This window comes from Pseudomonas sp. GW456-12-10-14-LB2, from assembly GCF_002884345.1.
GTDB classification, from domain to species: domain Bacteria; phylum Pseudomonadota; class Gammaproteobacteria; order Pseudomonadales; family Pseudomonadaceae; genus Aquipseudomonas; species Aquipseudomonas paraglycinae.
In genome coordinates this window covers 32,787-42,955 of sequence record NZ_POHV01000012.1, presented here as the reverse complement: position 1 = coordinate 42,955, position 10,169 = coordinate 32,787, and the positions used below count along the sequence as shown (strand labels likewise).

Here is a 10,169-nt window from a genome sequence, read left to right as displayed (position 1 = left end):
CCGGGACAGAAATGCCCCGCCAGTCAGGCCCCGGCATCAGATGCCGGCACGGTCATTCGAATTCAGGAGGATGGCGCGGCGCGCGCGTGCAGACTCGCGTTGAACGCGGGCACACGCAGAAATTCGGGGGGAGACAGGCTGGAGAAAAACGCCGCCGCGCGGTCGGCGCAGGCAACTGGAAAGTGGGCCGGATCATTGGCGACAGACGTCGCCCCGTTCATTGCATCGACGATTGCAAACCGCGTGACCAATTGAAACCTCGACTTCCATTTGAGGGTCAACGACGAGGAACAACCTGCGCGGGGATGACAGCGCCAGGGTGGTCCCGATCGGCTGCGACTGCCGGGTCTGTGGACACACGGCAATCTTCTGGCGCCGGGTTTGTGACCCGAAGCGCCGGCGGATAATAACCACGTTTTTTGCCGGGGAGGCAAACAAAATGTAGGAAATTTGCTAAATAAATATCGGACGTTTCCTACATGGTTGTGACGATGGCAAAGGGACAGGGATGTCAAAAATGCTCGTACACCGTTCCGCCGTTTCGTGCAGGCCACGGGCATCGAAAACCGCTGCAGAGTCTTGAGTGGCCAGCGAAAAAGTCACCACGCGACATACCTCGATAGCCGGGCGCTAACAAGCGCTAACAACGCATAACTGGCAGTCATTCGGCTGTGAAGGCAGGCTTGAATCTCACCGCTGAACGCCGGGCCACCTGCAAATCTTTTCGGCAGCCGCGCTCAGTCGAACGATGGTTTTGCGAGGGATTCGACCATGGCTGAAGGTTATCGCGACACTTGCCTGTGCGAGTCAGACCGGCTCGGCAACGACGAACTGTATGCCTTGGTCGCGGGCGCCGTCCGGCATGGCCGGGGTGAGGCGCAACAGCTGTTCGCGACGGTGACGCCGTTGCTCATCGCCTTTTACGAAGGCCAGGTGCAGGCCGGGCGGATCCGTCGCGAAGACACCGGCGGCCTCGTTCAGCAAGCCTTCAGGGCGCTCTATCAGGAACAGGCCGCCCATGACCCGAGCTTTCCGTTTCGCGCCTGGCTGATCGAGATCGCCCGCACGATCCTGCTCGACAACCTGGGCCATCGCGGCACTGACGCCGTGGCCACGGCCGACGCGCTGGCGGGTGCGTCTGCGCGTGAATGTCATGAACCCACACGGGCAACATGAACCGCCCTTTTCGCTGTGAAATGCTCTTCAGGGAATGCCCATGATCGATATCGAAAAAACCCTCTACTCCGCGCATACCTGCACCACAGGCGGCCGCGAGGGCACAGGACGCAGTGACGATGGCCGACTGGATCTCAAGCTGTCGCCACCGGGTGCGCCCGGCTCCGGAACCAACCCCGAGCAATTGTTCGCCGTGTGCTGGTCGGCCTGTTTCCTCGGCTCACTGCGCCACGCCTGCAACGCGCGCAAGATCGGTTTTCCGACAACGGCCGGGGTCGATGCTCAAATCGACCTGGTCCACGGGGAACAAGGTTTTTTCCTTAAGGCTCAACTGGCTGTGTCACTGCCGGATATCGAACCGCAAGTGGCGCTACAACTGATCGACGCAGCGCACCAGAACTGCCCCTACTCCAAAGCCACGCGCAACAACATCAAGGTCAGCATTACTCTCGCCTGATCCGTCTTTTGCCGACAGCAAAACGCAATCCATTCCAACCACACCTTCGTACTATCCGGCGACACCATGGTGCAATAGATCGCGCCCGGGGCTTTTGATGTGATGGCGGGAAACCGACAAAAGCCAGGAGTTGCGCATGAACAAGCTGACGACTGCTGCGGGCGCGCCCGTGGTTGATAACAACAACGTACAGACGGCAGGCCCGAGAGGCCCGATGCTGTTGCAGGACGTCTGGTTGCTGGAAAAACTGGCGCACTTCGATCGGGAAGTCATACCCGAGCGGCGCATGCACGCCAAGGGTTCGGGCGCGTTCGGCACCTTCACCGTCACCCACGACATCACCCGTTTCACCAAGGCCAGGCTGTTTTCCAGCGTGGGCAAGACCACCGATGTGTTCGTCCGCTTTTCGACCGTGGCCGGCGAGCGTGGCGCGGCGGACGCCGAGCGTGACATCCGCGGGTTCGCCATCAAGTTCTACACCGAGCAAGGCAACTGGGATCTGGTGGGCAACAACACGCCGGTGTTCTTTCTGCGCGATCCGTTGAAATTCCCCGACCTCAACCATGCGGTCAAACGCGACCCGCGCACCAACATGCGCAGCGCCCGCAACAACTGGGATTTCTGGACCTTGCTGCCGGAGGCGCTGCACCAGGTCACGATTGTCATGAGCGACCGCGGCCTGCCGCGCACCTACCGCCACATGCACGGTTTCGGCAGCCACACCTTCAGTTTCATCAGCCCGGCGAACGAACGTTTCTGGGTGAAGTTCACCTGGAAGACTCAACAAGGCATCGAGAACCTGACCGATCAACAGGCCGCGACGCTGATCGGCGATGACCGCGAAAGCGCCCAGCGCGACCTGTACAACGCCATCGAGGAGGGCCACTTCCCGCAATGGAAGCTCTACGTGCAAGTGATGCCGGAACTGGACGCCGAGACCTACCCGATCAACCCGTTCGACCTGACCAAGGTCTGGCCTCACGCGGATTACCCGCTGATCGAAGTCGGCGTGCTCGAACTCAACCGCAACCCTGACAACTACTTCGCCGACGTCGAACAGGCAGCCTTCAACCCGGCCAACGTGGTGCCGGGCATCAGTTTTTCACCGGACAAAATGCTCCAGGCGCGCCTGTTCTCCTACGGCGATGCGCAGCGCTATCGCGTCGGCGTCAATCATCACCAGATTCCGGTGAACGCCCCGCGCTGCCCGGTCAACAGCTACCACCGGGACGGCCAGATGCGCACCGATGCGAACGCGGGCAGCACCATCGGCTATGAACCCAACAGCTACGGGCAGTGGGCCGAGCAACCGGATTTCAGCGAACCACCGCTGGCCCTCAAAGGCAGCGCCGGGCACTGGAATCACCGCGAGGACGACGACTACTTCTCGCAACCGGGCGCACTGTTCCGGGCCATGTCGCCCGCCCAGCAAAAGGTTTTGTTCGAAAACACCGCGCGCTCGATCCATGGCGCCAGCGCAGAGTCGAAACAACGACACATCGACCACTGCACCCGGGCAGATCCGGCGTATGGCGCAGGAGTTGCGCACGCCATTGAGGCACTGGGCTGATCTGCAATGACGCTGGCAGGGAGCCGAAACAACAACGCCCGGATTATCCGGGCGTTGTTGTTTGTACGAATCAGTCAGGCAGTGATTCGCGGCTGAAGGCTTGCACCTCCTGCACCAGACCGCGAGCGGCCATTTCCACCAGTTGCCGACCCTTTTCCGGCGATGCCTGCGCCGGGTCCGAGCCCATGCGGCCGTCCGGGTGACGGGCGCGGAAATCCGCCGCTTCACGGATCGGCCCCCAGTTGGCGATCTGCGGCGAGTAGTCCGCCGACTTGATGGAATCGGGGTACGCCCACTGGGTCACGGCGATTTCCGAAGGCGTCGCGTGAATGCCGTGGCCGGTCGGGAACTGCTCACGCGCCAGCTCGTTCACCCCTTCCAGATCCCACCAGTTGCACAGCTTCAGTGCAAACCCGGCCTTGCGTCGGGCGAAACTCGCTTCGGCGTACAGCTCCGAAAACGCCGCTTCGATTGACGCGATGTTGCCGCCGTGGCCATTGAGGAAAAAGATCTTTTCAAAGCCGTGGGCGGCCAGCGAACGGGTCCAGTCGGCGATGGCGGCGATGAAGGTCGAAGGCCGGAGCGAGATGGTGCCGGGGAAACCGAGGTGATGCTGCGCCATGCCGATGTTGAAGGTCGGGGCAATCAGGATGTCGGCGTTCTTCTGCGCTTCATGGGCGATGATTTCCGGGCACATCCAGTCGGTGCCCAGCAGGCCGGTCGGCCCGTGCTGTTCGTTGGAACCGATCGGGATGACGATGGTGCGGCTGCGTTCGAGGAATTGGGCGATTTCGGACCAGGTCGAAAGGTATAAAAGCATCAGGATTCTCACTCTTCGAAGGTTCCTAGCGGAACGCGGGTGGGTGTTCAGTGCACCTGCAACAGCAGTGTCATTGATACCACCCGCCTCCCTTCGACGACAGAATACGAAGGTATCGGAATGACCTGAATGCCCTAATCGCGGACGAGAAATTCACGGGGCGATTCACCCATCACCCGTCTGAACATGGCACTGAAGGCACTCTGGCTGGCGTAGCCCAGATCCCGGGCAATCACCCCGACGGATTGCCCCTTGTCGAGCCGATCGATGGCGGTCGCCAGCCGCACCTGTTGCAGCCAGTGGCGGAAATTCAGGCCGGTTTCATTGACGAACAGGCGAATCAGCGTGCGCGAACTGGCACCGACCCGGTCAGCCCAGTAACCGATCGAATGGTCTTGTCCCGGATCCTGCAGAATAGCCTCGCACACCGTGACCAGTCGCCGGTCGACCGGCCACGGCACTTCGATCGGCAACGTCCGGGCTCCCTGCAATTCACTGAGTATCAACGCCACGATGTGCACGTTGCGGCCTTCCTGTGGGTATTCGATCGGCTGCTCGGCCAGGGCCAGAATCAACTCGCGCAGCAGTCCGGGGATCTCCAGCACTTTGCAGTGATCGCCCAGCCGTGCGCAGACCTGCGGTTCGATGTAGATCGAGCGCATTTTGACCGCGCTCAGCATCAACTGGTCGTGGATCATTCCGGGCGGAATCCACAGCGCGCGCTTCGGCGGCAGGATCCACAATCCGCGCTCGGTGGCCACCCGCATCACGCCGTTCGAGGCATACAGCAATTGCCCGTGCCGATGCACGTGCGGCTCGTTGTACTCGCCGGTGGCCTGATCGCGCACCAGCACGGTCATTACGCGCGGCACGTCCTGATAGTCGGGATAACGTTCGCTGCGCGGCGTGGACTCACGCTGGGCGATGACCTTGCGCACCTCTCGTTTCATCGGCTGGAGTCTCCTGAAAACACACCTTGATCGTGTTAAAGCGGCGATTGTCACTTTGGCGACAAACCCTGGCATTTGCCGTGGCCGGCCCATTGTTAACCTTGCGCTCATTGTTCATCAATGAGGCCTTTCCCATGGCAATCACCCGCAATCTCTCCGACCACCAGCAGAGCGTCACGGCGGTGATCGGCCTGCTGATCCTGTCCATCGCCCTGCGGCCGCCGATCATTTCGGTGGGGCCGATTCTGCTGTTGATCCAGCAGCACTTCCAGTTGAGCTACACCCAGGCCGCGCTGCTGACTTCGATTCCCGACATCTGCATGGGCGTGTTCGCGCTGGTGGTTCCGAGCCTGGCCAGGCGCTTCGGGATCGATCGCAGTGTGGTGGTCGCCCTGACGTTGTTGGGTGCCTCCACCTTATTGCGGGCGATCTCGCCGAATGCATTCTTCCTGCTCGGCAGTACGTTCTTTGCCAGCATCGGCATTGCCGTCGCCGGCGCGATGACCGGCGCGTGGATCAAGACCCACTTTGCGCAACGGCCGGCGCTGTTCATGGGCATCTATGCCGGCGGCCTGAGCCTGGGCGCGACCCTCGCGGCGGTGCTCAGCGCCCCGATTGCCGAGCTGGCGCAGGACTGGCGGGTCAGCGCCGGGTTCTGGAGCGTGCTGTGTGTCACCGCCATCGCCAGTTGGGTGTGGATGGCGCGGCGTTTTGCGACACCGGCGCCTGTAGTGAAATCGCCGTCGAGTCCGAGCAAACGTCTGCCATGGAGCAATCTGCAGGCGTGGCTGATCGCGTTGAACTTCGGTGCCGGTCAATTCGTGGTTTACGCCCTCTTCGCCTGGATGGCGCCAGCGTCGGTGGAAGCGGCCACATCGAGTGTTTCCCCGGGCGTTCTGCTGGGCATTTTTACCGCGGTGTTCGCCGTGGCCAGCGTGGGTGCGGGGCTGATTCCGGGCAAGGCCCACGACCGGCGCGGTTTGCTTGGGCTGTCGGCGTTGCTGGCCCTGCTCGGGGTGGGCGGCATGGCATTCCTGCCGGCGTACTGGCCGATGCTGTACGTGGTGCTCGCGGCCATCGGCCTGGGCATGGGTTTTACCGTGGCCATGACCTTGCCGCTGGATCACGCCAGCACCAGTGAACAGGCCGGATTGTGGACGGTGTTCATGTTGTTCATCGGTTACCTGATCGCCGCGCTCGGGCCGCTGTTGTTCGGTGCCCTGCGCGAATACGCCGGACACTATGGCCCGGCGTACACCTTGCTGTTCGCGGTACTGCTGTTGATGCTCGGCATCACACCCCTGCTCAGACTGGCACCGGCTGGATCGCCGCAGGTGTCCGTTGCCTGAGCCGGGGGTGACAGACCTGCGACGCGCCTCGGCACGTCGCAGGTTTTCAGTTGGCTGCAGCGGCTTTTTCAATCAGCAGCGCCACCGGGGCCGGGTTCGACACCATCACCACGTGCGAGGCGCCCTTCACCACCTCAACGGCCTTGGCATCCGCACGCTTGGCCATGAACGCCATCGCCTGGGGCGGGATGTTCTTGTCCTTGTCGCCGTAGATGTACCACGACGGAATGTGCTTCCAGGCCGGCGTTCCGGCCTGCTCGTTCAGTGCCGCTTCGGTGACCGGACGTTGAGTCGCGGCCATCAGGGCCGCTTGTGCAGCGGGGACGTCGGCGGCGAATTGATCGTGGAACTTGCTCTGCTGGATGTACAAGTCCTTGCCGCCGTCGGCCAGCGCAACGGGTGGCGCCAGCGTTGGCCCGAGGGTGCTGCCGGGAAACTTGCCGGCCAGACCGGCGACGGTTTCACCGGCCTCGGGGGCAAACGCGCTGACGTAGACCAGCGCTTTGACATTGGCATGATCGTTGGCCGCATCACTGATGACGTTGCCGCCATAGGAGTGACCGACCAGCACCACCGGCGACTGGATGCTGCTCAGCAATGCCGATACCGCTGCGCCATCGCTCTTGACGCCGCGCAGCGGATTGGCGGCGGCGATCACCGTGTAGCCATCCTTCTCGAGAATCTTCGCCACGCCGTTCCAGCTCGATGCGTCGGCAAACGCGCCGTGCACCAGCACCACCGTGGGTTTGGCGGTTTGGGCGAAGGCATTGGCGCCCAGGCACAGGCCAACGGCAATGCTCAGTGCAGTCAGTGTTTTTTTCATGTGGACTTTCCTCGTATGACGGATTCAGGGGGCGTATCGGGTGAAGACAAAATCGTGGTTCTGCACCCGCGCCTGATGGCAGGCAAAGCAGGTCTGGTGCTGGGCTTCGTCGGCGGGTTTGCCGTTGATGAACCGGCCGAATCCCCAGCCACCGGTCGAGGCGTATTTGCGCGAGTCCTTGACCATCACCTGAACGGTGGTGGCCGCCCCCGGAATCGAGGCCGGCTCGAACTCCGGCGACTGCACGTGTTTCCACGCCAGCTTCACCAGCACCGTGCCGTCGGGAAACGGCAGCGATGCGCTCTGGTAAGCCTTGAGGGCCCGGTCATTGCCCAGCACCGCGCGCAGTTCATCCAGCGGCGCGGCTTCCTGGGCCGGGGCAATCAGCGCCCACTGGCGATAGTTTTTCGGCAGCTTCACGCCGTAGATCGGCGAGGCATCGCCCTCATCGGCCTCGCCCAACGCGACACCGGTGGCCGCCAGTGCCGCGAGCGCAATGGCCGCCGGCAACACGGCCCAATGGTTGAGTTTCATCGTCGGATCCCCTCAGGCCAGCAGTCAGAGATGATCGGCATCGATCACCGCCTGGGCGAACGCTTGCGGCGCTTCCTGCGGCAGGTTGTGGCCGATGCCGCCGCTGATCAGCCGGAACTCGTACTTGCCGGTGAAGCGTTTGGCGTAGGCCTCGGCCGGTGGGTGCGGCGCACCGTTGGCGTCGCCCTCCAGAGTGATGGTCGGCACGCTGATCGAGGGGAATGTCGCCAGTTTTTTCTCCAGCGGATCGTATTGCGCTTCCCCTTTGATCAGCCCCAGGCGCCAGCGGTAGTTGAAGATCGACACGGCGACGTGATCCGGGTTCTGCAACGCCGCGGCGCTGCGCTCGTAAGTCGCGTCGTCGAAGGTCCACTTCGGCGAGGCCAGCTGCCAGATCAGTTTGGCGAAGTCATGGGTGTTCTTTTCGTAGCCCAGACGGCCACGCTCGGTCGCAAAGTAGAACTGATACCACCACTGCAACTCCGCCGCCGGCGGCAGCGGCGTCTTGCCCGCTTCCTGGCTGCCGATCAGGTAACCGCTCACCGCCACCAGCGCTTTCACCCGCTCGGGCCAGAGCGCTGCAACGATGTCGGCAGTACGCGCGCCCCAGTCATAGCCGCCAAGCACGGCCTGCTTGATCTTCAGGGCGTCCATGAAGTCGATCAGATCTTTGGCCAGCGCCGCCGGCTGGCCGTTGCGCACGGTTTTGGCGGACAGGAAACGTGTGTCGCCATAACCGCGCGCGTAAGGAATCAGCACCCGATAGCCCTTCTGCGCCAGTGCCGGCGCCACGTCGGTGTAGCTGTGAATGTCGTAGGGCCAGCCGTGCAGCAGGATGACCACCGGACCGTCGGCGGGACCGACTTCGGCGTAGGACACGTCCAGCAATCCAGCCTTGACGTGTTTCAGCGCGCCGAAGGAAACGTTGGTGCCGGCGGTAATGGCGTCGATCTTGCCGGCGGGCACTTCAGCGGCGCTGGCGTATGCCGAAGCGATGCCCAGCGCAAGCGCCAGGATCGAAACGGCGAGCACGCGCCGGGATGGGGTTACAGCGTTAGAGTCAGTCATGCCGAGTCTCCCTCGTGAACCGCCGGGCGGCGGTTCCGGACTTGGTGTTGAAGGGCTTGCGAATTGCAGGGTTAGCGGGCTGCCTGAGCAGCGGTTTTCTGCGCAGCCGCGCGCAGTGGCCGGAAGGCTTCGCGCAGTTCTTCGCTGAACAGTTGCGGTTGCTCCCATGCCGCGAAGTGACCGCCCTTGCTGACTTCGCTGAAGTAGGCCAGCGACGGATAGGCGCGCTGCGACCAGACTTTCGGCGCGCGGTAGATTTCGTGCGGGAACACGGTGATCGCCACCGGCACCTTGATGTCGGCAGTCTTCTGCGCGGCGGCGCTGAAGTTATTGTTGTTGTTCTCCCAGTAGAAACGGGAGGACGACGCCCCGCTGTCGGTCAGCCAGTACAGGCTGATGTCATCGAGCATTTCATCGCGGCTCAGGACTTTCTCGGGCTGACCGTCGCTGTCGGTCCACGCGGCGAATTTTTCATACATCCACGCGGCCGTGCCGGCGGGCGAGTCGGCCAGCAGATAACCGATGGTTTGCGGCCGGGTCACCATCATTGCGCCGTAAGCGGCGTTACGACCGAAGAACTGGCTGAGCGAATTGAAGGCCGTCACCTCCGGTGCAGTCAGCCCTGCCGGTGCCGGGTCGCCGCTGTTGATCGGCTTGACCAGTTCCGGCGGCACGGTGGCCGGCATGTTCAGGTGAATGCCCAGCAAACCGGGCGGCGCCAGGCGACCCAGTGCATCGGAAATCACCGAACCATGATCGCCACCCTGGGACACGTAATGGCTGTAGCCCAGACGTTTCATCAGCACATCCCAGGCCTTCGCCACCCGGTCAGGGCCCCAGCCGAGCTCGGTCGGTTTGCCGGAGAAACCATGGCCGGGAATCGACGGGATCACCACGTCGAACGAGTCCTCGACCTTGCCGCCGTACGCCACGGGATCGGTCAGCGGGCCGATGGTCTTGAGGAATTCGAACTGCGAACCCGGCCAGCCGTGGGTGAGGATCAGCGGCATCGCATTGGGATTGCGCGAACGCACATGGATGAACTGGATGTCGACGCCGTCGATGGTGGTCACAAACTCCGGCAAGGCGTTGAGCTTCGCTTCAGCCTTGCGCCAGTCATAGCCGTCGCCCCAATACTTCACCAACGCCTGGACCTGCGCCAGTTGCACTCCCTGGGACACGTCGCCGACCGTTTCCTTGTCCGGCCAGCGGGTGTCGGCGATGCGTTTGCGCAGATCGCTCAACTTCGCTTCGTCCACATGGATGGTGTACGGGCGAATGGCTTGCGACGGATCCGCGGCCCAGACCCCGCTGCTGCCAGCGAGTACGGCAAGGCCGAGCACACCGCCCCTGATGGATGACGCCAGGCAATGGCGCCAGGTAAGACCGGACGAAAGCGCAACCATGATGGATCTCCTTGTA

Annotated in this window: 10 protein-coding genes; 4 read left to right on the top strand and 6 right to left on the bottom strand. The window is 62.7% G+C overall.

The window, feature by feature from the left end; translation table 11 throughout:
* The first annotated feature begins 771 nt into the window (after positions 1-771).
* The 3 genes from C1X29_RS10425 to C1X29_RS10415 all read left to right on the top strand — a co-directional run bounded on the left by C1X29_RS10425 (position 772) and on the right by C1X29_RS10415 (position 3,203).
* The gene (locus C1X29_RS10425; RefSeq protein WP_102717382.1) at positions 772-1,176 is read left to right on the top strand and encodes a hypothetical protein; all 405 of its coding nucleotides are present in this window, start codon (positions 772-774) and stop codon (positions 1,174-1,176) included.
* 40 nt (positions 1,177-1,216) lie between these two features.
* Positions 1,217-1,633 carry an organic hydroperoxide resistance protein gene (locus tag C1X29_RS10420; protein WP_102717381.1) on the top strand — a complete coding sequence of 139 codons (417 nt, stop codon included), beginning with the start codon at positions 1,217-1,219 and terminating at the stop codon, positions 1,631-1,633.
* 136 nt (positions 1,634-1,769) lie between these two features.
* Entirely contained in the window at positions 1,770-3,203 is a 1,434-nt protein-coding gene (locus C1X29_RS10415; RefSeq protein ID WP_102717380.1) for a catalase, read from the top strand.
* A 70-nt stretch (positions 3,204-3,273) separates the two neighbouring features.
* Here the strand turns inward: C1X29_RS10415 and C1X29_RS10410 are convergent, their stop codons facing one another.
* Positions 3,274-4,023 (bottom strand): creatininase family protein, encoded by a 750-nt coding sequence (locus C1X29_RS10410; RefSeq protein WP_064595644.1) that lies wholly within the window; start codon positions 4,021-4,023, stop codon positions 3,274-3,276.
* 134 nt (positions 4,024-4,157) lie between these two features.
* Positions 4,158-4,973: a helix-turn-helix transcriptional regulator gene (locus C1X29_RS10405; protein ID WP_102717379.1), complete on the bottom strand. Its 816-nt coding sequence runs from the start codon at positions 4,971-4,973 to the stop codon at positions 4,158-4,160.
* A gap of 134 nt (positions 4,974-5,107) precedes the next feature.
* Here C1X29_RS10405 and C1X29_RS10400 point away from each other — a divergent pair, with 134 nt between their 5' ends.
* Entirely contained in the window at positions 5,108-6,322 is a 1,215-nt protein-coding gene (locus C1X29_RS10400; protein WP_102717378.1) for a CynX/NimT family MFS transporter, read from the top strand.
* 46 nt (positions 6,323-6,368) lie between these two features.
* On the opposite strand, the gene C1X29_RS10395 is transcribed toward C1X29_RS10400, so the two are convergent.
* The 4 genes from C1X29_RS10395 to C1X29_RS10380 form a co-directional block, all read right to left on the bottom strand.
* Positions 6,369-7,145: an alpha/beta fold hydrolase gene (locus C1X29_RS10395; protein WP_102717377.1), complete on the bottom strand. Its 777-nt coding sequence runs from the start codon at positions 7,143-7,145 to the stop codon at positions 6,369-6,371.
* A 24-nt stretch (positions 7,146-7,169) separates the two neighbouring features.
* Positions 7,170-7,679, bottom strand: coding sequence for a cytochrome P460 family protein (locus tag C1X29_RS10390; protein ID WP_102717376.1), 510 nt, complete (start codon positions 7,677-7,679; stop codon positions 7,170-7,172).
* Positions 7,680-7,703: 24 nt separating this feature from the next.
* Positions 7,704-8,747: an alpha/beta fold hydrolase gene (locus C1X29_RS10385; RefSeq protein ID WP_102717375.1), complete on the bottom strand. Its 1,044-nt coding sequence runs from the start codon at positions 8,745-8,747 to the stop codon at positions 7,704-7,706.
* A gap of 71 nt (positions 8,748-8,818) precedes the next feature.
* Positions 8,819-10,153: an epoxide hydrolase family protein gene (locus C1X29_RS10380; RefSeq protein ID WP_102717374.1), complete on the bottom strand. Its 1,335-nt coding sequence runs from the start codon at positions 10,151-10,153 to the stop codon at positions 8,819-8,821.
* Positions 10,154-10,169 lie beyond the last annotated feature (16 nt).

Coding starts and splice junctions, on each gene's coding strand:
- C1X29_RS10425 (WP_102717382.1), top strand. CDS start 772: ATGGCTGAAGGTTATCGCGACACTTGCCTGTGCGAGTCAGACCGGCTC.
- C1X29_RS10420 (WP_102717381.1), top strand. CDS start 1,217: ATGATCGATATCGAAAAAACCCTCTACTCCGCGCATACCTGCACCACA.
- C1X29_RS10415 (WP_102717380.1), top strand. CDS start 1,770: ATGAACAAGCTGACGACTGCTGCGGGCGCGCCCGTGGTTGATAACAAC.
- C1X29_RS10400 (WP_102717378.1), top strand. CDS start 5,108: ATGGCAATCACCCGCAATCTCTCCGACCACCAGCAGAGCGTCACGGCG.
- C1X29_RS10380 (WP_102717374.1), bottom strand. CDS start 10,153: ATGGTTGCGCTTTCGTCCGGTCTTACCTGGCGCCATTGCCTGGCGTCA.
- C1X29_RS10405 (WP_102717379.1), bottom strand. CDS start 4,973: ATGAAACGAGAGGTGCGCAAGGTCATCGCCCAGCGTGAGTCCACGCCG.
- C1X29_RS10385 (WP_102717375.1), bottom strand. CDS start 8,747: ATGACTGACTCTAACGCTGTAACCCCATCCCGGCGCGTGCTCGCCGTT.
- C1X29_RS10395 (WP_102717377.1), bottom strand. CDS start 7,145: ATGAAAAAAACACTGACTGCACTGAGCATTGCCGTTGGCCTGTGCCTG.
- C1X29_RS10410 (WP_064595644.1), bottom strand. CDS start 4,023: ATGCTTTTATACCTTTCGACCTGGTCCGAAATCGCCCAATTCCTCGAA.
- C1X29_RS10390 (WP_102717376.1), bottom strand. CDS start 7,679: ATGAAACTCAACCATTGGGCCGTGTTGCCGGCGGCCATTGCGCTCGCG.